The sequence below is a fragment of the Methylobacterium adhaesivum genome, from assembly GCF_022179065.1.
GTDB lineage: Bacteria > Pseudomonadota > Alphaproteobacteria > Rhizobiales > Beijerinckiaceae > Methylobacterium > Methylobacterium adhaesivum.
In genome coordinates, this window is record NZ_BPQD01000003.1 from 317190 (window position 1) to 341099 (window position 23910).

The 23910-nt window shown below is 70.3% G+C and carries 20 protein-coding genes and 1 pseudogene; 10 read left to right on the forward strand and 11 right to left on the reverse strand.

Annotation, left to right across the window (positions count from 1 at the left end):
* Positions 1 to 33 precede the first annotated feature (33 nt).
* Both MFF01_RS05245 and MFF01_RS05250 read right to left on the reverse strand, forming a co-directional pair.
* On the reverse strand, positions 34 to 891 hold the full coding sequence (locus MFF01_RS05245) for a prephenate dehydratase (RefSeq protein WP_238222650.1): 858 nt from the start codon (positions 889 to 891) through the stop codon (positions 34 to 36).
* A gap of 23 nt (positions 892 to 914) precedes the next feature.
* The gene (locus tag MFF01_RS05250; RefSeq protein WP_238222651.1) at positions 915 to 1658 is read right to left on the reverse strand and encodes a 3-deoxy-manno-octulosonate cytidylyltransferase; all 744 of its coding nucleotides are present in this window, start codon (positions 1656 to 1658) and stop codon (positions 915 to 917) included.
* Positions 1659 to 2053: 395 nt separating this feature from the next.
* Here MFF01_RS05250 and MFF01_RS05255 point away from each other — a divergent pair.
* From MFF01_RS05255 to MFF01_RS05280, 6 genes and pseudogenes are all read left to right on the forward strand, one after another.
* A pseudogene (locus tag MFF01_RS05255) lies at positions 2054 to 2623 on the forward strand (c-type cytochrome); the annotation flags it as partial.
* Between the two features lie 394 nt (positions 2624 to 3017).
* Positions 3018 to 4919: an extracellular solute-binding protein gene (locus MFF01_RS05260; protein ID WP_238222655.1), complete on the forward strand. Its 1902-nt coding sequence runs from the start codon at positions 3018 to 3020 to the stop codon at positions 4917 to 4919.
* Positions 4916 to 6772 carry an extracellular solute-binding protein gene (locus tag MFF01_RS05265; protein WP_238222657.1) on the forward strand — a complete coding sequence of 619 codons (1857 nt, stop codon included), beginning with the start codon at positions 4916 to 4918 and terminating at the stop codon, positions 6770 to 6772. The genes MFF01_RS05260 and MFF01_RS05265 overlap by 4 nt, the downstream gene beginning before the upstream one ends.
* An 11-nt stretch (positions 6773 to 6783) precedes the next feature.
* A complete protein-coding gene (locus tag MFF01_RS05270; protein ID WP_238222659.1) occupies positions 6784 to 7890 on the forward strand; it encodes a microcin C ABC transporter permease YejB in 1107 nt (368 codons plus the stop codon).
* Positions 7887 to 8390 (forward strand): GNAT family N-acetyltransferase, encoded by a 504-nt coding sequence (locus MFF01_RS05275; protein WP_238222660.1) that lies wholly within the window; start codon positions 7887 to 7889, stop codon positions 8388 to 8390. The genes MFF01_RS05270 and MFF01_RS05275 overlap by 4 nt, the downstream gene beginning before the upstream one ends.
* 32 nt (positions 8391 to 8422) lie before the next feature.
* A complete protein-coding gene (locus tag MFF01_RS05280; RefSeq protein ID WP_238222662.1) occupies positions 8423 to 9319 on the forward strand; it encodes an alpha/beta fold hydrolase in 897 nt (298 codons plus the stop codon).
* Positions 9320 to 9352: 33 nt separating this feature from the next.
* On the opposite strand, the gene MFF01_RS05285 is transcribed toward MFF01_RS05280, so the two are convergent.
* The 5 genes from MFF01_RS05285 to MFF01_RS05305 all read right to left on the reverse strand — a co-directional run bounded on the left by MFF01_RS05285 (position 9353) and on the right by MFF01_RS05305 (position 17860).
* Positions 9353 to 10747, reverse strand: a complete 1395-nt coding sequence (locus tag MFF01_RS05285) for an HD-GYP domain-containing protein (RefSeq protein WP_238222664.1) — start codon at positions 10745 to 10747, stop codon at positions 9353 to 9355.
* 228 nt (positions 10748 to 10975) lie between these two features.
* Positions 10976 to 13057 carry a hypothetical protein gene (locus MFF01_RS05290; RefSeq protein ID WP_238222666.1) on the reverse strand — a complete coding sequence of 694 codons (2082 nt, stop codon included), beginning with the start codon at positions 13055 to 13057 and terminating at the stop codon, positions 10976 to 10978.
* A 37-nt stretch (positions 13058 to 13094) separates the two neighbouring features.
* Positions 13095 to 15905: a DUF4159 domain-containing protein gene (locus MFF01_RS05295; protein WP_238222668.1), complete on the reverse strand. Its 2811-nt coding sequence runs from the start codon at positions 15903 to 15905 to the stop codon at positions 13095 to 13097.
* An 11-nt stretch (positions 15906 to 15916) separates the two neighbouring features.
* On the reverse strand, positions 15917 to 16831 hold the full coding sequence (locus tag MFF01_RS05300; RefSeq protein WP_238223085.1) for a DUF58 domain-containing protein: 915 nt from the start codon (positions 16829 to 16831) through the stop codon (positions 15917 to 15919).
* 24 nt (positions 16832 to 16855) lie between these two features.
* Positions 16856 to 17860: an AAA family ATPase gene (locus tag MFF01_RS05305; RefSeq protein ID WP_238222671.1), complete on the reverse strand. Its 1005-nt coding sequence runs from the start codon at positions 17858 to 17860 to the stop codon at positions 16856 to 16858.
* Between the two features lie 198 nt (positions 17861 to 18058).
* On the opposite strand from MFF01_RS05305, the gene MFF01_RS05310 reads away from it, so the two are divergent.
* From MFF01_RS05310 to MFF01_RS05325, 4 genes are read left to right on the forward strand one after another with little or no spacing between them, the layout of a single operon-like run.
* On the forward strand, positions 18059 to 18628 hold the full coding sequence (locus tag MFF01_RS05310) for a DUF1285 domain-containing protein (protein ID WP_238223087.1): 570 nt from the start codon (positions 18059 to 18061) through the stop codon (positions 18626 to 18628).
* Positions 18625 to 19257 carry a CoA pyrophosphatase gene (locus tag MFF01_RS05315; RefSeq protein WP_238222673.1) on the forward strand — a complete coding sequence of 211 codons (633 nt, stop codon included), beginning with the start codon at positions 18625 to 18627 and terminating at the stop codon, positions 19255 to 19257. Before MFF01_RS05310 ends, MFF01_RS05315 begins: the two co-directional genes overlap by 4 nt.
* 37 nt (positions 19258 to 19294) lie before the next feature.
* The gene (locus tag MFF01_RS05320) at positions 19295 to 19552 is read left to right on the forward strand and encodes a DUF6111 family protein (RefSeq protein ID WP_238222676.1); all 258 of its coding nucleotides are present in this window, start codon (positions 19295 to 19297) and stop codon (positions 19550 to 19552) included.
* Positions 19553 to 19590: 38 nt separating this feature from the next.
* Positions 19591 to 20775 (forward strand): CCA tRNA nucleotidyltransferase, encoded by a 1185-nt coding sequence (locus MFF01_RS05325; protein ID WP_238223089.1) that lies wholly within the window; start codon positions 19591 to 19593, stop codon positions 20773 to 20775.
* On the opposite strand, the gene atpC is transcribed toward MFF01_RS05325, so the two are convergent.
* From atpC to MFF01_RS05345, 4 genes are all read right to left on the reverse strand, one after another.
* On the reverse strand, positions 20776 to 21177 hold the full coding sequence (atpC, locus tag MFF01_RS05330) for an ATP synthase F1 subunit epsilon (protein ID WP_238222677.1): 402 nt from the start codon (positions 21175 to 21177) through the stop codon (positions 20776 to 20778).
* Between the two features lie 77 nt (positions 21178 to 21254).
* Positions 21255 to 21503: a hypothetical protein gene (locus MFF01_RS05335; RefSeq protein WP_238222679.1), complete on the reverse strand. Its 249-nt coding sequence runs from the start codon at positions 21501 to 21503 to the stop codon at positions 21255 to 21257.
* Positions 21504 to 21505: 2 nt separating this feature from the next.
* Positions 21506 to 22966 (reverse strand): F0F1 ATP synthase subunit beta, encoded by a 1461-nt coding sequence (gene atpD / locus MFF01_RS05340; protein ID WP_238222681.1) that lies wholly within the window; start codon positions 22964 to 22966, stop codon positions 21506 to 21508.
* A 46-nt stretch (positions 22967 to 23012) separates the two neighbouring features.
* On the reverse strand, positions 23013 to 23888 hold the full coding sequence (locus tag MFF01_RS05345; RefSeq protein WP_238222683.1) for a F0F1 ATP synthase subunit gamma: 876 nt from the start codon (positions 23886 to 23888) through the stop codon (positions 23013 to 23015).
* Positions 23889 to 23910: the final 22 nt, after the last annotated feature.

Consider the following 23910-nt stretch of genomic DNA (forward strand, 5'->3'; position numbering starts at 1 on the left):
GTCCGGTTCGAGGGGGCTGGTTCTCGGAGTCCCCTACTCCGCCGCCAGCCGGCTCACCTCGCGGTAGGGATCGGCCGGATAGGTGCCGATGATCCGCACCTCCCGCGTAAAGTACGCGAGTTCCTCGAGGGCGCGGGCGAGGCCCGGCTCCTCGGGGTGGCCGTCGACCTCGGCGTAGAACTGGGTCGCGGAGAACTGGCCCTCGACCATGTAGCTCTCGAGCTTCGACATGTTGACGCCGTTTGTGGCAAAGCCGCCGAGCGCCTTGTAGAGGGCCGCCGGGATGTTGCGCACCCGGAAGACGAAGCTCGTGACGCAGGGAGCCGCGTTCGGCTCCGGCGTCTCGGGTTCGGGGGCGAACACCACGAAGCGCGTCGTGTTGTGGCTCTCGTCCTCGACGTTGCGCGCCACGATCTCGAGGCCGTAGACCTCGGCCGCCAGGGCCGGGGCCAAGGCGCCGCGGGTCGGATCGCCGGCCTCGGCCACCTCGCGGGCGGCCCCCGCCGTGTCGCCGGCCACGACGGCGCGGAGCCCGAGGCGCCGGATGATCTTGCGGCACTGGCCGAGCGCGTGGACGTGGCTGTGCACGGTCTTGAGCGCCTCCGCCTTCGTCCCCGGCAGCACCATCAGTTGAAAATGGATCGGCAGGAAATGCTCGGCGACGATGTGCAGGCGCGCTGTCGGGATGAGGTGGTGGATGTCGGCGACCCGGCCCGCGATGGAGTTCTCGATGGGGATCATCGCGCGGGCGGCGCGGCCCTCGTTCACCGCCGCGAAGGCGTCCTCGAAGGTCGCGCAGGGGAGCGGGGTCCAGTCTGGATAGGCCTGGGCGCAGAGGATGTGCGAGTTGGCGCCGGGCTCGCCCTGATAGGAGATGGTGCGGTGGGACATCGGAGACTTCCGGGTAACGGTGTTCAGTTCAGGCGCCGGGCGGACAGCACGGACCGGGCGCGTTCGAGGTCGGCCGGCGTGTCGACGCCGAGGGGGAGGTCATCGACGATGATGGCGTCGATGCGCATCCCGGCCTCCAGGGCCCGCAGCTGCTCGAGCTTCTCGCGGACCTCCAGGGTTCCGGGCGGCAGCGCCATGAACTTCGCCAGCGCCCGGCGGCGATACGCGTAGAGGCCGATATGGTGGTAGTGCGGCCCCTCCCCCCACGGCGCCCGCGCCCGGGTGAAGTAGAGCGCCCGCAGGCGGTGCGGGCTGATGGGGTGGCCGACGAGCTTGACCACGTTGGGGTCGTCGCGCTCGGCGTCGTGGGTGATGACCGCGCACAGGGTGGCGATGTCCACGGCCTTGTCGGCGAGCGGCAGGATCGCGGCGCCGATGATGGCCGGGTCGATGGTCGGCAGGTCGCCCTGCACGTTGACGACGACGTCGTGGTTGCCCTGCGGATCGACGATTTCCAAGGCCTCGGCGAGGCGGTCGGAGCCGGACGGATGGTCGGCCCGTGTCATCACGGCGATGCCGCCCTCGGCCTCGATGACGTCGCGGATCGCGGGGGTGTCGGTCGCCACCACGACGGGGCCGATACCGGCCTCGACGGCCCGACGCCAGACATGGACGATCATTGGCGCGCCGCAGAGGTCGAGCAGCGGCTTGTCGGGCAAGCGGGTCGCTGCGAGGCGCGCGGGAATGAGGATGAGGGGATCGGACATGGTTCGCCACTCGCTCCGATGGCCGGCCGCCGCATGGCTCCCGGGGCGTCGCCGGCGGTCGAATGTCTCTCGGCCCCGCGCGTCGTGTCTCTCACGAAATTCCCGCTGCACCGCCGTGCCCGAAGCGAGGGCCTGCGGCGACCGGGAATTTCGCGAGGCACGCTTAGCAGCGGGCGTGCGCCTTGTCATGGCGACACCGTCGCGGCCACACCGCCGGGGCGGCCCCTCTCCAAAGAGTGACGGAACAGCGTCTGCGACTACGCGGACGGCGCCGCCGCCATTGTCAAGATCGGGCTGCAGCGGCTAAGCACTCTCGACCGTTTCCAAAGTCCGATGCGCCCCGCGTCGGGACCCGCCCCAAGCGCGTCCGAACGGACGCACCGGAGTTGTCGAGAATGGACTCTTTCGAGCTGAACAAGGTCGCGGGTGCTGCGCTCGGCGCACTCCTGTTCGCCGTGGGGTCCGGATTCGTCGCCGAGCTGATCTATCACCCCAAGCCCGCCGGGGCCGCGGGCTACGCCCTGCCCGAGCCCGAGGCGAAGGCCGCCGGGGCCGCGCCCGAGGCCAAGGCCGAGCCCCTGCCGATCCGTCTCGCCAGCGCCAGCGCCGAGAAGGGCCAATCGGCCACCAAGAAGTGCGCCTCGTGCCACAGCTTCGAGAAGGGCGGCCCGAACAAGGTCGGCCCCCACCTCTGGGGCGTTGTCGAGCGCCAGAAGGCCCATGAGAGCGGGTTCGAGTATTCCGCCGCCCTCAAGGAGAAGGGCGGCACCTGGACCTACGACGACCTGGATCACTTCCTGACCAACCCGAAGGCCTATGCCGCCGGCACCAAGATGGCGTTCGCCGGCATCGCCTCGCCGACCGAGCGCGCCGACGTCATCGCCTATCTGCGCACCCTGTCCGACAGCCCCGCCCCCCTGCCGGCGGCCGAGAAGAAGGCCGAGGCCAAGCCGGCTGACGCGAAGCCGGTCCCGTAAGGCCGTCTCCCGCCGATCGGATCGGCGTCCGGCGAACGTGGAACACTTCTCCCGGATGTCTGCTGGATACCCACGTTCCCGCGCGGGTGCTTTCGGGGGCCTCGACGGATTGGCGTAGAGCACGACCGGCCCCCTCTCCTCCCGGGAGCGGGGGGCGGCGCTGTTCGCGAAACCTTTTGACTGCGGTGGCCTTGGCGTTTTCGGCTCGAAGCCTTTGCGCCGAGCCTTTCCGAACCGGATGCGCGCCCTCCTCGCGCCGTCCTTGCGCGGATGCGCACCCTTGGCGCCGCCCCTCCGTCCGTCCTAGAACAGCCCCCTGCCGTCGTCGCGCGGACGACACGCGGAAGGCCCTGGACGCACTCGGAAAGACCGCCCCATCGTGATGCGACACGCCCTGATCGGACGATTGCTGGCCGCCTCCCTGGCCCTCTGCACGCTCACCCCGGCGGCACGCGCCGCCCCCGATCCGGTGGGTCAATCCGCCTCCGAGAAGACCCCGTCCGGCGCGTGGCGCCACGCCGTCACCCTCATGGGCGAGCCGAAATACGGGCCGGGCTTCACGCATTTCGACTACGCCGATCCGGCGGCCCCCAAGGGCGGCCTCGTGCGCCTCGGGGCCCAGGGGGGCTTCGACAACTTCAACATCGTTGTGGCGGGTCGCAAGGGCGACCTCGAGAACGGCATCGCCCAGATCTACGATACCCTGATGACCGAGTCGGCCGATGAGCCGTTCTCCTCCTACGGCCTCCTCGCCGAGGGCTTGCGCCTCTCCGACGACCTCTCCGCCGTCACCTATCGCCTGCGCGAGGGCGCGCGCTGGCATGACGGCCAGCCGATCACCCCCGAGGACGTGGTGTGGTCCTTCACCGTGCAGAAGGAGAACAGCCCGTCGCTGGCCGCCTATTACCAGACGGTGACGAAGGCCGAGGTGACGGGGCCGCGCGAAGTGACCTTCACCTTCGCGGAGGCCGGCAACCGCGAGCTTCCCCAGGTGATCGGGCAGTTGCGCGTGTTGCCCAAGCACTGGTGGACCGGCACGGACGCGCAGGGGCGTCCCCGCGACGTGACGCAGACCACGCTCGAAATCCCCCTCGGCTCCGGCCCCTATCGGCTGGCCAAGTTCGAGCCGGGCCGCAGCGCCACTTATGAGCGCGTGGCCGATTACTGGGGCAAGGATCTGCCGGTGAATGTCGGCCGCAACAATTTCGGCACCATGCGGTTCGAGTATTTTCGCGATGCCACCGTGCAGATCGAGGCCCTGAAGGGCGACCTCTACGACTTCCGGCCCGAGAACATCGCCCGCAACTGGGCCACCGCCTATGACGATTTCCCGGCCGTGAAGGAGGGCCGCCTCGTCAAGGAGGAGTTCCCCGATCGCGGCAACGGCAACATGCAGGCCTTCGCCTTCAACACCCGCCGGGCGAAGTTCGCCGATCCGCGCGTGCGCCGGGCTTTCAACCTCGCCATGAACTTCGAGGAGATGAACCGGTCGCTGTTCTACGGCCTCTACAAGCGCATCGACTCGTATTTCTACGGCTCGGAACTCGCGTCCTCCGGCCTGCCCCAGGGCGAGGAGCTGGCGATCCTCGAAAGCGTACGCGACAAGGTTCCGGCCTCGGTCTTCACCACCCCCTACACCAACCCCGTCGCCGGCACGCCCGACGCCGTGCGGGCCAACCTGCGCGAGGCCGTGCGCCTCCTGAAGGAGGCCGGCTACGAGCTGCGCGGCGGCCAGATGGTCAACGCCAAGACGGGCGAGCCGCTGACCGTCGAGTTCCTCGAGTTCCAGAGCGTGTTCGAGCGGGTGATCCTGCCGTTCGCCGCCCAGCTCAAGCTCATCGGCATCCAGAGCAACCTGCGGGTCATCGATCAGGCGCAGTACCAGAACCGCATCCGCGCCTTCGATTTCGACATCACCACGGCGTCCTGGCCCGAATCCCTCTCGCCCGGCAACGAGCAACGCGAGTTCTGGGGTTCGGCCGCCGCCGGCAAGGAGGGCTCGCGCAACCTCATCGGCATCAAGGATCCGGGCATCGACGCCCTGGTGGAGAAGGTGATCTACGCCAAAGACCGGCCCACCGTCCTCGCCGCCACCCATGCGCTCGACCGGGTGCTGCTCGCCCACGACTACGTGGTGCCGCAATGGGCCTCCAACGTCTCGCGGACGATCCGGTGGAACCGGTTCAATCGGCCCAAGGTCCTGCCGACCTACGGCAGCTCCGGATTCCCGACCACGTGGTGGTACGACGAGGCGCTCGCCGCCAAGACCGGAGCCCCCCGTTGAGCGGCGCGACCCGGCGCACCCTCGTTCTCGGCGCCGGCGCGCTCGCCGCCGCCGCCGCGCTGCCGAGGCGGGGCGTGGCGGAAGGACAGGCCCGCCACGGCCTGTCGAGCTTCGGCGACCTGAAGTACCCGGCGGACTTCCGGAACTTCGACTACGTGAACCCGGAAGCCCCGCGCGGCGGCCGATTCTCGGCGCAGCTGACCTCGACCTTCGGCAACCAGGCCGGCGACACCTTCAACACCCTCAACGTCTACGTCCTGCGCGGGGACGGCGCGGCGGGCATGAACCTCACCTTCGATTCCCTGATGGTGCGGGCGCTGGACGAACCCGATGCCCTCTACGGACTCGTCGCCCGCGCGGTGGAGGTCTCCGACGACGGCCTGACCTACCGCTTCGCCCTGCGGCCCCAGGCGCGGTTCCACGACGGCTCCCGCCTCACCGCGCGGGACGTGGCGTTCTCCCTCACCCTCCTGAAGGCGAAGGGCCATCCCGAGATCGCGCAGGTCATCCGCGACATGCGCGAAGCCGTGGCCGAGGGCGACGAGACCGTGGTGGTCCGCTTCGAACCCGGCCGCAGCCGTGATCTGCCGCTGTTCGTCGCGACTCTGCCAGTGTTCTCGGCGGCCTACTACGACAAGCGCGACTTCGAGGCGTCGTCCCTGGAGCCCCCGCTCGGCTCCGGCCCGTATCAGGTCGGACGCCTGGAGCCCGGCCGCTTCATCGAACTGCAGCGGGTGGCCGATTACTGGGGCGCCGATCTGCCGGTGAACGTCGGCCAGAACAATTTCGACGCCATCCGGTACGAGTATTTCCGCGATCGGCAGGTGGGGTTCGAGGCGTTCAAGAGCGGGGCGTTCACCTTCCGCGAGGAGTTCACCGCCCGGGTCTGGGCAACGCTCTACGACTTTCCCGCCGTGACCGAAGGCCGGGTGCGCAAGGAGGTGCTACCCGATGCGCGCCCCTCGGGGACGCAGGGCTGGTTCCTCAACACCCGCCGCGAGGCGTTCCGCGACGCCCGGGTGCGCGAGGCGATCGGCCTGTGCTTCGACTTCGCATGGTCGAACAAGAACCTGTTCTACGGCAGCTATCTTCGTACGGCCTCGTTCTTCGAGAACTCAGACCTCAAGGCCACGGGGACGCCCGACGCCGCCGAACTCGCCCTCCTCGACCCCTTGCGCGCCGACCTGCCCGCGGAGGTGTTCGGCGAGGCCTGGAGCCCGCCGGATTCCGACGGGTCGGGCCAGGACAGGGCCAATCTCAGCCGTGCCGTGGCCCTCCTGCGCGAGGCCGGCTGCACCCGCGAGGGCGGCGTCGTGCGGCTTCCCGGCGGCAAGCCCCTTGAGATCGAGTTCCTCGACAGCGACCCGGTGTTCGAGCCGGTGACGCATCCGTTCATCCGCAACCTCGGGCTCATCGGCATCAAGGCGCGGATCCGCCTCGTCGATGCCTCGCAGTACCAGTCCCGCCTCAAGGATTTCGACTTCGACGTCACGGCACGGCGCTATGCCAGCGGGATGAATCCAGGCGCCGAACTGCGCGAATCCTACGGGTCGCGGAGCGCCGGAACCCCAGGCTCCAACAACCTCGCGGGCATCGCGAATCCGGCCGTGGACCGGCTCATCGACCGGGTCGCCGATGCCCGGACCCGGGCCGACCTCGTCACCGCCTGCCGCGCCCTCGACCGGACCCTGCGGGCCGGCCGCTACTGGGTGCCCATGTGGTACAAGGCCGATCACCGCCTCGCCCTATGGGACGTCTACGGCCGTCCGCAGAAGGGGCCGGCCTACGACCTCGGCGTGCCGGGCGTGTGGTGGTACGATGCGGAACATGCCCGGCGCATCGGCCGCAACTGAGGTTTGTCCGCTTGTTCGCCTACATCCTGCGCCGCCTCGCCCTCATGGTGCCCACCATCCTCGGCATCATGCTCATCACCTTCGTCATCGTGCAGTTCGCCCCCGGCGGCCCCGTCGAGCGGGTGCTGGCCCAGCTCCAGGGCCAGGGCGAGGGCAGCCTGTCGCGCGTCACCGGCGGGGCGGGTGATCTCGGTGGCGCGGCGCGGGCCACTTCTGGCGGGGGGGAGACCAACGCGCGCTATCGCGGGGCGCAGGGGCTCGATCCGGCCTTCATCAAGAAGCTCGAGCAGCAGTTCGGCTTCGACAAGCCGGCCCCGGAACGCTTCCTGAAGATGATCTGGGATTACGCCCGGTTCGATTTCGGCAACAGCTACTTTCGTGACGTCTCGGTGCTGCAGCTGATCCGCGAGCGCCTGCCGGTGTCGATCTCCCTCGGGCTGTGGATGACGCTCATCTCCTACGCCATCTCGATTCCGCTGGGCATCCGCAAGGCCGTGCGGGACGGCTCGCGCTTCGACCTCTGGACCTCGGGCGTCGTCATCGTCGGCTACGCGATTCCGAGCTTCCTGTTCGGCATCGCCCTCATCATCCTGTTCGCCGGCGGCTCGTTCCTCCAAATCTTCCCCTTGCGCGGTCTCACCAGCGAGAACTTCGACACCTTGAGCCTGTGGGGCAAGGCCGTGGACTACGCCTGGCACATGGCCTTGCCACTCACGGCCCTGGTGCTCGGGGCCTTCGCTACCTCGACCCTCCTGACGAAAAACTCGTTCCTCGACGAGATCCGCAAGCAGTACGTGCTCACCGCCCGGATGAAGGGCCTGTCCGAGCGCCGCGTGCTTTACGGGCACGTTTTTCGCAACGCCATGCTCATCGTCATCGCGGGCTTCCCGGCGGCGTTCATCTCGGCCTTCTTCACGGGCTCGCTCCTCATCGAGACGATCTTCTCCCTCGATGGCCTCGGGCTTCTGTCGTTCACCTCCATCGTCGGGCGGGATTACCCCGTGGTGTTCGCGACCCTGTACATCTTCTCCCTCGTGGGGCTGGCGGTGAACCTCCTCTCGGACCTGATGTACACCTGGATCGACCCGCGCATCGACTTCTCGGCCCGCGGCACGTGACTGCCCTGCCGCTGATCCTGCGCACGGAGCATCCGGGCGACACGCACGGCATCGAGCGCCTGCACGCCCGCGCCTTCGGGCCAGGGCGCTTCGCCCGCACCGCCTACCGCTTGCGCGAGGGCAGCGCGCCCGTGGCCGACCTGTGTTTCGCGGCCCTCGTCGGCTCCTACCTCGTCGGCTCCGTACGCCTGTGGCCGGCGCAAGCCGGCGGGCCGCTCCTCGTGCTCGGGCCCCTCACCGTCGATCCGAGCTTCGAGGGACGCGGCATCGGTGGAGCGTTGATGAACAAGGCCCTCGACGCCGCCCGCGCCGCCGGCCACGGCCTCGTCGTGCTGGTCGGCGACGCACCCTATTACCGCCGTTTCGGCTTCACGCCGGTGCCGCCCGGCCGGTTGATCCCGCCCGGCCCCGTCGATCCTGCCCGGTTCCTGTGCTGCGAACTCGTGCCCGGCGCCCGTGAGACCGTGGCGGGGAACGTGAGTGCAGTGCGCCCGCGTTGACGCTTCGCGCGGCGACCGCGCGGAGGTGACAGATGACGGACAGCCCCTCGACCATCCGCCACGAGACCGTGCGGGCCAACGGCATCACCCTTCATGTCGCGCGCATGGGACGGGGCCAGCCCCTCCTCCTCCTGCACGGCTGGCCTGAATTCTGGCTCACCTGGGAGCCGGTGATGACCCGGCTCGCCGACCGGTTCGACCTCGTCGTCCCGGATCTGCGCGGCTTCGGCGCCAGCGAGAAGCCCGATGCCGGCCCCTCCGATAAAGCCGGTGCCGAAGTGCACGCCGCCGATATGCTCGGCCTCCTCGACGCCCTCGACATTCCGCGCGCCGGCCTCGTCGGCCACGATGTCGGCGCTTACGTCGGGCAGGCGCTGGCCCGCGCGGCGCCCGAGCGGCTCACCGGCCTGCTCTTCTTCGATTGCCCCTATCCCGGCATCGGTCCCCGCCTCGCCGCACCCGAGATGCTCGCCGAGATCTGGTATCAATCGTTTCACGTGAAGCCGTTCGCCGCCGCCCTCGTCGGCTCGTCGCGCGAGGCCTGCCGGCTCCACATCGGCCACTTCCTGCGCCACTGGGCCGGCGGCAACCCGGCCGCCTTCGACGCGGTGCTCGAGGCCTTCGTCGACACTTTCATGGCCCCGGGCAATCTTCAGGGCGGCTTCAACTGGTACGTGAGCGCGCAGGGAGGACGCCTCGCCATGATCCGGGGCGAAGCCCCGCCGCAGCCCGCCATCGCCGTGCCGACCTGCATCCGCTGGGGCACCGCCGATCCACTGTTCCCCTATGCCTGGACTGACCGCCTCGGCGAAACCTTCGCGGATCTTGACCTCGCGCCGTTCGAGGGCGTCGGCCACTTCCCGCATCGCGAGGCGCCGGACCGCGCGGCGGCGGAGATCGCGCGGTTCTTCTCCGGCCGTGGGGCGTGAGGCTGCGCGGGGCCGCCGAGGGCAACCGACGGGTCAGGCCGCCGCGTCGAGGGTCTCGAGGCGCACCAGCGCCCGTTCCAGGGCCGCGAAGCACGCCGGATCGAACGACGTTCCGATCTCGTCCCGCATGATCTCCAGGGCCTTGGGGATCGGCATCGCCGCCCGATAGGGGCGATGGGCCGTGAGCGCGTCGAACACGTCCGACACCGAGACGATGCGGGTCTCGATGCAGATGGCCTCGCCCGCGAGGCCACGGGGATAGCCCTTGCCGTCGAGGCGTTCGTGGTGCCCGCCGCCGATGCGGGCCATGTCGCGGAACGCGACGACCCGGCCAAGGATGTTCTCCGAGAGCGACGCGTGATTGCGCATCGCGATCCATTCGGACTCGTCGAGCTTGCCGTTCTTGTCGAGGATGGTGTTGGAGACCCCGAGCTTGCCGATGTCGTGCAGGAGGGCCGCCCGCTTGAGCCAGCGGCGCCGCTCGGCTTCGAGGCCGAGCTCTTCCGCGATCAGGTCGGCATAGACGGCGACCCGCTCGGAATGACCGGAGGTGAACGGGCTCTTCGAATCGATCACCTGCGCGAAGGCGCGGGCGATGTCGTCGAGGTAATCCTCATCGACGACGATCTGGCGCTGGGCCGGTTCGAGGGCGAACACCGCGTCCTCGACGCTGTCGGACGCCAGGACCGTCCAGAACGCCTCGGAGGCGGCCACTCCCTCGAAGGCCGCCACCACCTGCGGATCGAACCAGCTTCCCGTTCGCGAGCGGATCTCCGCCATGGCGGCCTCGCGACCGGCCGAACGGTGGAACACGTCCACGATCTGCGCGAGCAGGGCGATGCGCGCGTAGAGCGGAATCGCCGGGCCGGCGAGCTTGTTCGGCTTCCCCTGCCCGTTCCAATGCTCGTCGAGGGCGAGGATGCCGCCGCAGACGGCCTCGGGAAACCGCATCTGCCGGGCGATGTCGGCGCCGCGCTGGCAGCGGGTCTCGATGAGTTCCTGAGCGATCTCGCCGCCGTTCTGCAAGATGTTGAGGATGGCGCGAAAACGGTCCGCGAGGCCGGCCTTCAGGCCCGTATGCGAGAAGACGAAGCCGAGCACCTGGGGCAGCCGGTCGCTGACGGTCTTGTAGTCGTGTTTGAATTGCAGATCGTCGGCCATGTAGAGCTGGCAGATGCGCGCGGCGTTGGACGAGCAGCCGAGGTCCTTCAAGAGGATCGTATAGTACAGTTCCCAGAGTTGCAGGTCCGGCAGCCCCATGGCGCGGCCGATATGGGTGCCGATCCAGCAGGCGCGGACGCAATGCCCCTCCGGCTGGCCCTCGGTCAGGTCGAGGGCATGGCTCAGGGCCCCGAGGAGTTCCGAGAGCCGCATGCTGTCCGCATCGGCTCGGGTGGGTGCGGCGGGATCGACGAGGGAGAGGGGCATCGCGTCGCTCGGTCCGGACTGCGCAGGGCGGTGGCCTTGACTTATGCGATACTCTTACCTGAACGGACCTTAACTGCCGCGCCCCATGACGGAACGTGGTTTCCCATCCCTCACGATCGACCTCCTAGTTGATCCGGTCGATCCTTTCGGGATGGCGGATCCGGGCTTTGCGCAAGCGCCGCGCGGGCTTCGTGATCCGGTCTCCGCTTCGCCCGAGCGGACGCCTGATCACGCGGCCCGGCCGCGCCGCCCCTCCACCAGCCACATGGCGAGCACCGCCGCCGCGAGGGCCGCGAGGGCCCATAGCCCGAGGGCCAGGGGATAGACCGCGACGCCACGGATGTTGGCGCTGTCACTTGGACGGAAGCCGATCCAGTCGGCCCCGCTCGCGCGCCCGCCGCGCACGGTCTGGACGCGCGGCACCACCGTGCCGCCGGCCTCCGCGACCCGGCGGATCGAGCCGCCCGTGGCCTCGGCCAGAGCCTTGAGCCGGTCGGTGTCGCTGAACACGTCGGTGAGCTCGCGCGGGTTCGGCGGGCCGACGCTGACGAAGGCGACGAGGTTGCCCGAGCGCAGGGTATGCAGCCCGAGCTGCTCGGCCTCGAAGGTCGCCGAGAACAGGCCGGGTTCGGCCTGCGTCAGGGCCAGGGTCCGCTCGCTTCCCGTGGGGCCCGTGACGGTTACGGGCTCGATGGTGTCGGCCATGGTCTGGCGCTCGACGCGGACCTCGCGGCCGTGCCCCGTGGTCTGGGCGCGCAGGGCCTCCTCCTCCAGGGCCGGCTCCTTCATCAGCCAATGGCCGAGGCGGCGCAGGAGGTCGAGATAGGGACCGCCCTCCTGGTAGCCCCGCGCCCACAGCCAGGCATGGTCCGAGAGCAGGAGGGCGACGCGGCCCTTCTCCTCGCGCGAGAGGGCCAGCAGCGGCAGGGCGTTCGGGCCCTGGAGGATCGGCTGGATGCCGGGCTTCACCCCCGCCGAGACGATGCGCAGCCAGTCGCCCCAGGCCGGCGGCGACGCCTCCGAACCCGGAAGCGCCCGGGTGACGGGATGGCGGGTGCCGGTGGCGGTGAGGCCGGCCTTGTAGGGCTGCTCGACCACGCGGCCGTTGGGCTCGCCCGGCAGGATCGCGGCGAGACGCGTGCGCGCAAGGCTCGCCTGACCGGCGAATTCCGGGCCCGCCGCGATGAGGAGCGCGCCGCCATCACGGACGTAACGGACGATGTTGTCGAAATAGGCCGAGGGCAGCACGCTCTGGTTGGCGTAGCGATCGAAGATGATGAGGTCGAAGTCCTTGATCTTCTGGACGAACAGCTCGCGCGTCGGGAATGCGATGAGCGACAGCTCCGAGATCGGCGTCCCGTCCTGCTTCTCCGGCGGCCTGAGAATCGTGAAGTGTACGAGGTCGACGTTGGCGTCGGATTTGAGAAGGTTGCGCCAGGTGCGCTCGCCCTGGTGCGGTTCACCCGAGACCAGCAGCACCCTCAGCTTCTCGCGGATGCCCTCGATGGGCAGAACCGCGCGGTTGTTCACGACAGTGAGTTCGCCGGGCAGGGGCTCGACCTCGACCTCGACGACGTTGGGGCCACCGTGCTCGATCCGCATGGTGAGGGAGAACGGCTTTCCCGTGGGGAATGTGCGCCGGCCCACCTCCTCGCCGTCGCGCCGGACGGTGACTACGGCGGTGCCGGTGCCGCCGCGCTCCATCACCTCCGCGCGGATCGTGAGATCGCGGCCGACGATGCCGAAGCGCGGTGCCTCGATGAGCTTGATCTGACGATCGCGTTCGTCCGGGTGCCCGGTGACGAGGACGTGCAGCGGCCCCTTGATGCCCAGAGCCGCGGCGGAAGCCGGAATGTCGTGCACCACGCCGTCGGTCAGCATCACCACCCCGGCCACGCGCTCGGGCGGCACGTCGGCCAGGGCCTGCGACAGGGCGGTGAACAGCTTGGTGCCCTCGTCGCTGTCCTTGGCGTCGGGCACGTCGACGAAGCGCGGCTCGATCCCCGTGAGGGCGCCGAAGCGGCGCTGGAGTTCGGCCCGCACGGCATCGGTCATGGCCGGCCGGTCGCCGAGCCCCTGCGAACCCGAACGGTCCACCACCACGGCGACGACGTCCTTGACCGGTTCGCGGTCCTCCCGGACCAGCGCCGGATTGGCGAGGGCGAAGAGCACCAGGGCGAGCGCCAGGGCGCGCAGGATCGCCGTGCCGCCGCGCGCCAGGATCGCCAGCACGGCGAACACGGCGACGAGCACGCCGAACCCCGCGAGGACCGGCCAGGGAACGAGGGGCGTGAAGCTGAGGCTCAGCATCGGCGCGCGGCCTCCCGCAGTTTCGGTGTCGCTGTGTTCATTGGCCCAAGCGCTCCAGTAGGGCCGGAACGTGGACCTGATCCGCCTTGTAGTTGCCCGTGAGGGTGTAGATCACGACGTTCACGCCGCCGCGGAACGCCATCTCGCGTTGGCGCTCCTCGCCGCCCACCACGGGGTAGAGGGGCTCGCCGCGTCGGCCCACGGCCCAGGCGGCGGCGAGATCGTTGCCCGTGATGATGATGGGCGAGACGCCGTCGCCCGCCCGCGCCGGGCGACGTTCGGTGCCTTCCGCCGCCGGTGGCAGGGCCTCGACCCAGGTTTGGCCCGTGGCGTAGCGGCCGGGAAAATTGTCCACGAGGTAGAACGCCTTGGTCAGCACGTGGTCGGCCGGCACCGGCTCCAACTCGGGGACTTCGAGGGTGGACAGCATGGTGCGCAGATAGAGCGCCTCCGGTGTCGGCGGCCCGCCGGGGCGGGCGGTGAGCGCGTCGCGGGTGTCGAACAGCACGGTGCCGCCGTTGCGCATGAACGCGTCGATGCGGCGGATCGCGACGGCGCTCGGCTGGGGCCGGCCGGCGACGATGGGCCAGTAGATCAGGGGAAAGAAGGCGAGCTCGTCCTTGGCCGGATCGATGCCGATGGGCTCGCCCGGCTCCAGGGCGGTGCGGTTGGCGAGCACCTGCGTCAGACCCGACAGGCCCGCCCGGCTCGCCTCATCGGCCGCCTCGTCACCGGTGATCACGTAGGCGAGGCGAGTGACGAGGGCCGATTCGATGCCGTTCGGCCGGCTAGGGGCTTGGGCCTGCGCCAGGGCTGGGTTCGGGATGAGGCCGGGCGCCGAGAGGCAGACCAGCACGAGGGCGGCCACCGCGGCCCGCCCGCCGCCCCGGCGCAGGAAGCCACCGAGCCAGAGGCCCGCTAGGGTGTCGAGGAGGAGGAGCATGAGGGCCAGGGTGAAGAGCGTCGCGCGGAGATCCAGGGTTTCGGCACCCGCGAGGGACCCCGTGCGGGCGGTGGCGAGGGGGGCGAAGTCGAGGGGTTTCAGGCGGTCGGCCGCCGTCAGGGCGTTGACGGCGATGCCGCCCTCCGGCGGGCCGTACAGGCCGGGCGGATGCTCGAACGAGCCGCGCTCGGCATAATCAGCCGGAACTGCTGTGGCGCCGGCGGGCGGGGTTCCGAGGGCGCCGAATCCGTCGAGGGTCAGGCGCGGGGCGAGGATCGCGGCGGGCGCACGGGCCACCTCGCCGGCGGGGGCCGCACCGGTGCCGGCAAGCGCCACCACCCGGCGCAGCATGTCGATGAACAGGCCCGACAGGGGCAGGTTCGACCACGTGGTGTCGGCGGTGACGTGGAACAGAACCACGAGCCCCTGCCCCCGCTTCTGCGCCGTGACGATGGGCGTCCCGTCCTGCAGGGAGGCCCAGGTGCGGCCCGGCAGGTCGCCGTCCGGCTCGGCCAGGATCTGGCGGCGCACCCCGATATCAGCCGGCGGCGTGAGGCCGGCGAAGGGGCTTTCGGGGGCGAACGGCGCCAGGGTCTTGGGGCTGTCCCACGACAGGGTTCCTCCCAGCGTGCGCCCGCCACGACGCAGGCGCACGGGCACGAGGGGATCGTTGCCGGCGGCCAGACGCGGGCCGGCGAAGCGCAGGAGCAGGCCGCCGGCATCGACGAAGGCTTCGACCCGCTCCAGGGTCGCGGCGTCGAGGGCGCCGACATCGGCGAGCACGAGGACGGAGACCTGTCCGTCGAGCATCTGGGCGATGGATTCGGCGACCCCCTTGGCGCCGCGTGGCTCCTGAACGTCGGCGAACGGCGTCAGGGCCTTGGACAGGTAGTGGGTCGGCGCCAGGAGCGGCTGGGCCTGATCGCTGGTGCCGCCGAACACGAGGCCGACGCGGCGGCGCTTGCCGCGCTCGTCCACGAGGGTGACGGCCCCCGCCGAACGCTCGTTGAGAATCTCGAGGCGGCTGATGCCGTTGCGCAGTTCCACCGGCAGGTCGAAGCCGATCTCGGCTTCGCTGGCGCCCTCCGCGAAGGTGAAGTCCTGCGCGGCGAGCGGCAGACCCTTCTGGTCGAGGGCCCGCACGGTGCCGCCGTCGCGGCCGTTGGCCGCCGCCCGCAGGGCATGGGCCGTGAGACGTCCGCCGGATTCCGCCGCCGACAGGGCGAGAGCTGGCGGCTGGGCCGCCCGCAGGATGGTCAGCGCCGTGCCGTGCCGGGCGACGAGATCGGCCAGCCCCTTGGCGAAGGTGTCCTCGCCCGAGAGCGTGACGCCGTCGCTGATCCACAGGGCGGAGGCCCTCGGCGTGCGTTCGAGGAACGCCGCCAGGCCGGGCAGATGGGCGGACCGCGCGGCGAGATATGGCCGGGGCGCGATGGCGCGCAGGCGTTCGAGGGCGTCGGCTGGAACCCGTGCCTCGATCGGCGCCACCGGTTCGGCGAGAGCCACCAGGGCGACGGGGCGCCCGTCCCGCGCGGCGGTCTCGACGGCGTCGTCGGCGACCGCCAGGCGCTCGCGCCAATCGTGGGCGGCGGAGAATCCATTGTCGATCAGCACCAGGAGGGGCGTGCGGCCCGGATCACCCCCGAGGCCCGAGGGGTTCCAGACCGGGCCGGACACGGCGAGGATGAGGCAGGCGGCGGCGAGCAGGCGCAAGATGAGGAGCCAGGGCGGCGTGCGCGCCGGCGTCTCGCGGCGCGGCAGCAGGTCGGCCATGATCCGCAGGGGCGGAAAGTCGATGCGGCGCGGGCGCGGCGGCGTCACCCGCAGCAGGAACCACAGGGCCGGCAGGGCGACGAGGGCGGCGAGCGCCAGGGGGGCGGCGAAGGTCAGGGGCAATCCGAGCACGGTGTCGATCCTCAGCCGGTCCCGCGCGCGGCGGCCACGAGGGTGAGCAGGCGAAGGGCGGCTTCGCTGGCCGGTCGGTCGGTACGGTGGAGGGTCAGGGTCCAGCCTTGGGCGCGGGCGATCTCGGCGAGACCCGCCCGGTGCGCGGCGAGGCGATCCCGATAGGCTTCGCCCCAGGCCCCGGCATCGCCGATGGCGAGGCTTCGGTCGGTCTCCGGATCGTGCAGCACCGCTTGCCCCGAGAACGGAAACGTCTCTTCCACGGGATCGGCGATCACCACGAGGTGGCCGTGGGTGCCGTGTGCCGCGATGGCGTCGACGGTGGCCTTCACTTCGGCCAGGGGCGAGAGGAAGTCGCCGACGAGGATCGCCTCGTCGAAGCGGCCCGGCGTGGCGCGGGGCGGCGCATCCTTCGTGAGCCCGTCCCGATCCTCGACGAGGGCCTGCGCCAGGGTCTCGACGATGCGCCGCGAGGTGACCGCGCGGGTGAGGCCGAGCAGGCCCACGCGTTCGCCGCCCTCCACCAGGGTGTCGGCGAGGGCGAAGGCCAGGACCAGGGCGCGCTCGACCTTCGGGGCCTGGGCGAGGTGCGAGGCAAAGCCCATGGAAGCGGAGCGGTCGACCCAGAACCAGATGTTGTGGGCCGCCTCCCACTCGCGCTCGCGCACGTAGAGCCGGTCGTCGCGGGCCGAGCGGCGCCAGTCGATGCGCGCGGCCGCCTCCCCGGCCACGAAGGGGCGGAACTGCCAGAAGCTCTCGCCCGGTCCCGCCCGGCGGCGGCCGTGGAGGCCGTGGGCCAGCGTCGTCGAGACCCGCCGGGCTTCAAGGATCAGGCGCGGCATCCGCTCGGCGAGGCCAAGCGCACTCTCGGTCTCGCGCCGACCCGGCGTGCGGGCCTCTGCGGGGAGGACCCGCGTGGGGGCCATCCGCGTGGGGGCCTTGGCCATGGCTTACAGCTTGGCCGCGAGCCCGGCGATGAGACCCGGAACGGTCTCGCCGTCGGCGCGTGCGGCGAAACTCAGGGCCATGCGGTGCTTGAGGACGGGTTCGGCCAGCGCCTTCACGTCGGCGATGGAGGGCGCGACGCGGCCCTCGATGAGAGCGCGAGCGCGCACCGCCAGGGTCAGGGCCTGGCTGGCACGCGGCCCGGGGCCCCACAGGAGCTTGCCCTTGAGGGACGGATCGCCGCCCTCGGGCCGGGCCGAGCGCACGAGGTCGAGGATCGCGTCCACCACCGCGTCGCCCACGGGCAGACGGCGCACGAGGCGCTGGGCCGTGAGAAGCTGTTCGGTGTCCATCACCGCCTGCGGCTTGTGATCGTCGATACCCGTGGTCTCGATGAGGATACGGCGCTCGGCGGCGCGGTCGGGATAGCCGACGTCGATCTCGAGGAGGAACCGGTCGAGCTGGGCCTCGGGCAGCGGGTAGGTGCCCTCCTGCTCGATGGGGTTCTGGGTCGCGAGCACGTGGAAGGGGCGCGGCAGGTCGTGGCGCTCGCCGGCGACCGAGACGAAATGCTCCTGCATCGCTTGGAGCAGGGCCGACTGGGTGCGCGGGCTCGCGCGGTTGATCTCGTCGGCCATGAGGAGCTGGGTGAAGACCGGCCCCTTCACGAAGCGGAACGAGCGATGTCGGTTGGCGTCCTCGTCCAGGATCTCGGTGCCGAGGATGTCGGAGGGCATGAGGTCGGGGGTGAACTGCACACGGCGACCGTCGAGGCCGAGCACCGTGCCGAGGGTCTCGACCAGCTTGGTCTTGGCGAGGCCGGGCAGGCCGACGAGCAGGCCGTGGCCCCCGGCGAGGATCGTGATGAGCGAGAGATCGACCACCTGCTCCTGGCCGAAGATCACCCGGTGGACCGCCTCGCGCGCCTTGCCCACGGCCCCGAGACACGCTTCCGCCGTGGCGACGATGCCGTCGTCGAGAGCCGTGGCCGGCTGGGAGCCTTGCGTCATGCGGTGTCGGTCCTCGCGGGGCCGCCTCGACCTCTCGCGGGTCGATGGCGGTGTTCTAGGAAGCCGGAGTGTGGCGCCGTTTGCGCCGCCCTGGCAAGGTCGGCGCGACGCCGCAGGCGCATCGCCGGATTTGACAGTGCCTTTCGGGCCGCGAATCGACCCTGTCCCGGGCGCTCGCGAAACCCTATCTTGCTCGCCATGACGCCCACCGAATCCGACCCCACCATCGATCGCCTGAGTGCCGCCCTCGGCGACTTGCCCCGGCGCGGTCCCCCGCCCGTCGAGCAGTGGAATCCGCCCTATTGCGGGCCCATCGACATGCGCATCGCCGCCGACGGCACGTGGTTCCACGATGGTGCGCCGATCCGGCGCCCGGCCCTGGTGAAGCTGTTCGCTTCGATCCTGCGCCGCGAGCCCGACGGCCGGGTGGTGCTGGTGACGCCGGTGGAGAGCGTCGGCATCACCGTCGAGGACGCGGCCTTCGTCGCCGTCGAGATGGCGGTGGAGGGCGAGGGCGAGGGCCGGCGCATCGCTCTGCGCACCAATGTCGACGACCTCGTGGCCGTCGATGCCGACCACGCCCTGCGGTTCGAGCAGGACGAGGCGGGGGGCTTGCGTCCCTACGTCCATGTCCGGCGCGGCCTCTGGGCCCTGGTGACGCGGGCGCTGACCTACGATCTCGTGGCCCTGGCCGAGGAGCGCGACGGCTGGCTCGGCCTCGCCGCCGGGGGCGCGTTCCACCGGATCGCCCCCCTCTCCGAGGCATGAGGCCCGACGCCGTCGCCGACCTTGTCGCCCGCGCCGCCCGCTATCTCGACACGGCCCCACCGGGACCCGGCGACCCGACCGCGAACCCGCGGGGCGACCACGACCTCGACGGCATCGACGTGGTGCCGCCCGGCCCGCACCGCCCTGCGGCGGTGCTGGTGCCCGTGGTGCCCCGCCCCGACGGGCTCGGCGTCGTCTTCACCGTGCGCTCGGCGCATCTGCGCGACCATTCCGGGCAGATCGCGTTTCCGGGCGGCAAGATCGATCCCGCCGACGCCACACCCGCGGCGGCCGCCCTGCGCGAGGCCCACGAGGAGATCGGCCTCGAAGCCCGGGCGATCCGCACGCTCGGCTACCTCGATCCCTACCTCTCGGCCACGGGCTTCCTCGTGATCCCGGTGCTCGGCCTCGTCGATCCGGACGCGCCCCTGCGCCCGAACCCCGCCGAGGTGGCGGCGACCTTCGAGGCCCCCCTCGCCCATCTCCTCGACCGCAGCCTGCGGCGAATCGAGAGCGCGGACTGGCGGGGACGCACTCGGCGCTACTATGTGATTCCCTATGGCGCCCACCGGATCTGGGGCGTGACGGCCGGCATCGTGAACAACCTTCACGAACGGCTTTATCCCTGATCCGGCGTACCGCACGCCGGCCCGCGTCGAGACTCTCATGCTCCGTAAGCTCGTTGAGGAAGTCGCCCTCTTCCTCCTGCCGTTCCTGCTGTTCGCCGGTTACCTCGCCCTGAGCGGACGGCATCCGCATGACAAGGTACATTGGGAGGGCAAGATCTTCCGCCTGACCATGACGGGCCTCGTTCTGGCGATCCTCGCCCTCGTGGCGGCCGGCCTGTTCGGCGAGCGCCACCGCGGTGGCTACGTGCCGCCGCATTTGGAGAACGGCGTCGTGGTGCCGGGAGAGTTCCGGTGAGACGTCTCGATCCGGACGGCCCACGCCGTCTCCTGCTAATGCCCGGCGTCGCACGGGTGCTTGCCGCCCTGGCGGCTCCGGGTGAGGAGTCACGCTTGGTCGGCGGCTGCGTGCGCGACGCGCTCCTCGGCCGCGCGTCCGACGACATCGATCTGGCCACCACGCTCACGCCCGAGACCGTCGTCGCCCGCGCGGCGGCGGCGGGCCTGCGCAGCATTCCCACGGGGATCGAGCACGGCACCGTGACGCTGATGGCGGGCTCCGCCGGCTTCGAAGTCACGACCCTGCGCGAGGATGTCGAGACGGACGGCCGTCACGCCGTCGTCCGGTTCGGCCGCGATTTCGCCCGTGATGCCGAGCGGCGGGATTTCACCATTAACGCCCTTTCGGTGGACGGCGCCGGCACGGTGCACGACACCACGGACGGGATCGCGGACCTCGCGGCGGGGCGCGTGCGTTTCATTGGGGAGGCCCGAACTCGGATCCGCGAGGATGCGTTGCGCATCCTGCGGTTCTTCCGGTTCCACGCCCGCTACGGCGCCGGCGCGCCCGATCCGGAGGGGCTGGCCGCTTGCATCGCCGCCCGTGACACCCTCGACGGCCTGTCACGCGAGCGGGTTCGCGCGGAACTCCTGAAGCTGTTGCTTGCGCCCGCGAGCGTGGCGGCCGTCACGACCTTGAGCGAGACCGGGCTTCTCGGCCGGCTCATCGCGGGGATCGGTGACCTGTGGCGGTTCGAGCGCGTGGCCCAGGAGCCCTCCGATGCGCCAGCGCGGCTGGGCGCCCTCGCGGTGTTCTCCCGCGACGATGCCGAACGGCTGGTCGGCTGCCTGCGCCTGTCGAAAGCCGAGCAGGCCGATCTGGGTGCCTATGGACGCGCGCTGACGGCGGTGAAGGACCGGGTGGAGATCGACACGGCCGGCATGCGCGGCCTTGCGGCGATCCACGGGGCGCGATCCCTGAATCTTGCACTTGCGGCCCTGGGAGAAGGGACACGTCCGGCGGTCGCGGATCCAGCACGCGATCTCCTCGCTCGGATGGTGCGGGGCGAGACCCCCATCCCGGCCTTTCCCCTCACCGGGGCGGACCTCGTCGCGCGGGGGATTCCGGCGGGGCCGCAGATCGGTCGGCGTCTCGCCCAGGCGCGGGGGCACTGGCTCGCGGCCGGCTGCCCGGAGGGGGCCGAGGCGCGGGAAGCCCTGCTCGCCCGCGCGCTCGCGTGATCAGAAAGCCAGGGCGACCTTGGCGTCCTGCAGCTGGACGATCTGGCCGTTCAGCTCTTCCTTCTTGGCGAAATCCGTCGTCGCGTCGCGCTGGAGCTCGATGGCGGCGATGTCGCGGTCGAGGGATTCCGGCGTGATCTCCTCGAACGGGTTGGCCCGCTCGGCGATGACCGTGACGGAGGTCGGCCCGATATCGGCGAAGCCGCCGCGCACGAGCACGCGCTTGCCGGCGTGACCGGCCTCGTTGATCACGATGACGCCGACCTTCAGGGCCGTCAGCACGGGCGCGTGGCCCGGCAGGACGGTCATCTCGCCCTCGACGCCCGGAAGCTGCACGGCCTCGATGGGGCCGGAATACACCGTCCGCTCGGGGCCGACGAAATCGAACTGGAAGGTGGCCATGACGTCGCGAATCCCGGTTCGGGTGTGTGGCTATCAAGAAACGACGCGCGGCCCGGGGCCGTGCGCCGTGGACGTGTTCAGGCCCGGCCGCGACCGGCGACGAAGCCGATCCCGAGGCCGAGCGCCGCGCCGATGACGGCGAAGATGCCGATGTGCTGCATCTGGCCGGTGGTCAGGGCGCCCCCGGACGTACCGGCCGGCTTGTCGCCCTGAACCTCGAGGCTGAAATCGCCGATTCTGATCTCGGCGGCCTGGGGCCGGGTGAGATACCCGACCAAGCCGCCGACAACGAGGCCGACGAGGAGGAGCCCGATCCTGGCGTTCAAGATCAGGCGGCCGCCGCGATCTTCTTGGCCTTCTCCTTGGCGTCCTCGATGGTGCCGACCATGTAGAACGCCGCCTCCGGCAGATCGTCGTAGTCGCCGTTCACGAGGCCCTTGAAGCCCTTGATGGTGTCGGCCAGCGGCACCTGGATGCCGGGCGAGCCCGTGAAGATCTCGGCCACCGAGAACGGCTGCGAGAAGAAGCGCTCGATCTTGCGGGCGCGGGCCACGGTGAGCTTATCCTCTTCCGAAAGCTCGTCCATGCCCAGGATGGCGATGATATCCTGCAGGGCCTTGTAGCGCTGCAGGGTCTGCTGAACCTGACGGGCGACGTTGTAGTGCTCGTCGCCGAGAACGGCGGGGTTGAGCATGCGCGAAGTGGAGTCGAGGGGATCCACGGCCGGGTAGATGCCCTTCTCGGCGATGGAGCGCGAGAGCACCGTCGTGGCGTCGAGGTGGGCGAACGAGGCGGCGGGCGCCGGATCGGTCAGATCGTCGGCCGGCACGTAGATGGCCTGCACCGAGGTGATCGAGCCCTTGGTGGTGGTGGTGATGCGCTCCTGCAGGGCGCCCATGTCGGTGGCGAGCGTCGGCTGGTAGCCCACCGCCGAGGGGATGCGGCCCAGCAGCGCCGACACTTCCGAGCCGGCCTGGGTGAAGCGGAAGATGTTGTCCACGAAGAACAGCACGTCCTGGCCCTGATCGCGGAAGTCCTCGGCGATGGTGAGGCCGGTCAGCGCCACGCGCGAGCGGGCACCGGGGGACTCGTTCATCTGGCCGTAGACGAGGGCGCACTTGGAGCCTTCGGCCGAGCCGTTGTGCTCCTTCGGGTCCATGTTCACCTTGGACTCGATCATCTCGTGGTAGAGATCGTTGCCCTCGCGGGTTCGCTCACCCACGCCGGCGAACACCGAGTAGCCCGAGTGCACCTTGGCGATGTTGTTGATGAGCTCCATGATCAGCACGGTCTTGCCGACGCCGGCGCCGCCGAACAGGCCGATCTTGCCGCCCTTGGCGTAGGGAGCGAGGAGGTCCACCACCTTGATGCCGGTGACGAGGATCTGCGACTCGGTGGACTGCTCGGAATAGGCGGGCGCCGGCTGGTGGATGGCGCGCAGGGTGTCGGACTGGATCGGGCCGGCTTCGTCGATGGGCTCGCCGATGACGTTCATGATGCGGCCGAGGGTGTTGAAGCCCACCGGCACCTTGATGGCCTCGCCGGTGTCGGTCACTTCCTGGCCGCGGACGAGGCCCTCGGAGGTGTCCATGGCGATGCAGCGTACGGTGCTCTCGCCGAGCTGCATGGCGACTTCGAGAACGAGGCGGCTGCCGTTGTTCTTCGTCTCGAGGGCGTTCAGGATTTCGGGAAGGTGGCCGTCGAAGTGGACGTCGACGACGGGGCCGATGACCTGGGTGATCTTGCCGACCTTGTTCGAGCCGGAGCCGGGGATCGCGGTGTTCGCCATGTTACGGGTCCTTGAGAGATGTTGCGGTCAGGGCGTCGGGGAGCGCTTAGAGCGCTTCGGCGCCCGAGATGATCTCGATGAGTTCCTTGGTGATCATGGCCTGACGCGTGCGGTTGTAGATCTGCGTCTGCTTCTTGATCATCTCGCCGGCGTTGCGCGTGGCGGAATCCATGGCGCCCGTGCGGGCGCCCTGTTCGGAGGCGGCGTTCTCGAGGAGCGCGCGGAACACCTGAACCGTGAGGTTGCGCGGCAGCAGCGTGTCGAGGATCGTCTCCTCGTTCGGCTCGAACTGCAGGGCCGCGTCGGGCGCCGTGGCGCCGGCCTGGGGGAGTTCAGCCGGGATCAGCTTCTGTGCGGTCGGAACCTGCGCGATGACCGAGCGGAACCGCGAGTAGAACAGCGTCGCGACATCGAACTCGCCCGCATCGAAGCGACTGATGATGCTGTCGGCGATCTCGGCGGCGAACTCGTAATCCACCGGCTTGTTGCCGCGCAGGTCGCGGTTCTCGATGATCTGGTCGCGGTACTGGCGGCGCAGGAGGTCGTAGCCCTTCTTGCCGACGGTGACGATCTTCACCGTCTTGCCCTCCGCCGTCAGGCGGCGGATGTGCTCGCGGGCGAGGCGCACGATGGACGAGTTGAAGCCGCCGCACAGGCCGCGATCGGCAGTGCAGACGATCAGGAGGTGGGTCTTCTCGGCGCCGGTGCCGGAGAGGAGCCGGGGTCCCTGGACGCCGCCGACGAGGTTCGCCGCGAGGTTGCCGAGCACCTGGGACATCTTCTCGGCGTAGGGACGCGCGCTCTCGGCGGCCATCTGGGCGCGCCGCAGCTTGGCGGCGGCGACCATCTGCATGGCCTTGGTGATCTTCTGCGTTCCCTTCACCGACGCGATGCGGTTACGCAGATCCTTCAAACTCGCCATGGGTGTCTTCCAGATCCATCCG

Excerpts from the sequence above, each read along its gene's own strand:
- MFF01_RS05260 (WP_238222655.1), top strand. The coding sequence starts at position 3,018 with ATGCGACACGCCCTGATCGGACGATTGCTGGCCGCCTCCCTGGCCCTC.
- MFF01_RS05320 (WP_238222676.1), top strand. The coding sequence starts at position 19,295 with ATGCTCCGTAAGCTCGTTGAGGAAGTCGCCCTCTTCCTCCTGCCGTTC.
- MFF01_RS05300 (WP_238223085.1), bottom strand. The coding sequence starts at position 16,831 with ATGGCCCCCACGCGGGTCCTCCCCGCAGAGGCCCGCACGCCGGGTCGG.
- MFF01_RS05325 (WP_238223089.1), top strand. The coding sequence starts at position 19,591 with ATGCCCGGCGTCGCACGGGTGCTTGCCGCCCTGGCGGCTCCGGGTGAG.
- atpD (WP_238222681.1), bottom strand. The coding sequence starts at position 22,966 with ATGGCGAACACCGCGATCCCCGGCTCCGGCTCGAACAAGGTCGGCAAG.
- MFF01_RS05250 (WP_238222651.1), bottom strand. The coding sequence starts at position 1,658 with ATGTCCGATCCCCTCATCCTCATTCCCGCGCGCCTCGCAGCGACCCGC.
- MFF01_RS05345 (WP_238222683.1), bottom strand. The coding sequence starts at position 23,888 with ATGGCGAGTTTGAAGGATCTGCGTAACCGCATCGCGTCGGTGAAGGGA.
- MFF01_RS05305 (WP_238222671.1), bottom strand. The coding sequence starts at position 17,860 with ATGACGCAAGGCTCCCAGCCGGCCACGGCTCTCGACGACGGCATCGTC.
- MFF01_RS05245 (WP_238222650.1), bottom strand. The coding sequence starts at position 891 with ATGTCCCACCGCACCATCTCCTATCAGGGCGAGCCCGGCGCCAACTCG.
- MFF01_RS05285 (WP_238222664.1), bottom strand. The coding sequence starts at position 10,747 with ATGCCCCTCTCCCTCGTCGATCCCGCCGCACCCACCCGAGCCGATGCG.
- MFF01_RS05280 (WP_238222662.1), top strand. The coding sequence starts at position 8,423 with ATGACGGACAGCCCCTCGACCATCCGCCACGAGACCGTGCGGGCCAAC.
- MFF01_RS05310 (WP_238223087.1), top strand. The coding sequence starts at position 18,059 with ATGACGCCCACCGAATCCGACCCCACCATCGATCGCCTGAGTGCCGCC.
- atpC (WP_238222677.1), bottom strand. The coding sequence starts at position 21,177 with ATGGCCACCTTCCAGTTCGATTTCGTCGGCCCCGAGCGGACGGTGTAT.
- MFF01_RS05290 (WP_238222666.1), bottom strand. The coding sequence starts at position 13,057 with ATGCTGAGCCTCAGCTTCACGCCCCTCGTTCCCTGGCCGGTCCTCGCG.
- MFF01_RS05315 (WP_238222673.1), top strand. The coding sequence starts at position 18,625 with ATGAGGCCCGACGCCGTCGCCGACCTTGTCGCCCGCGCCGCCCGCTAT.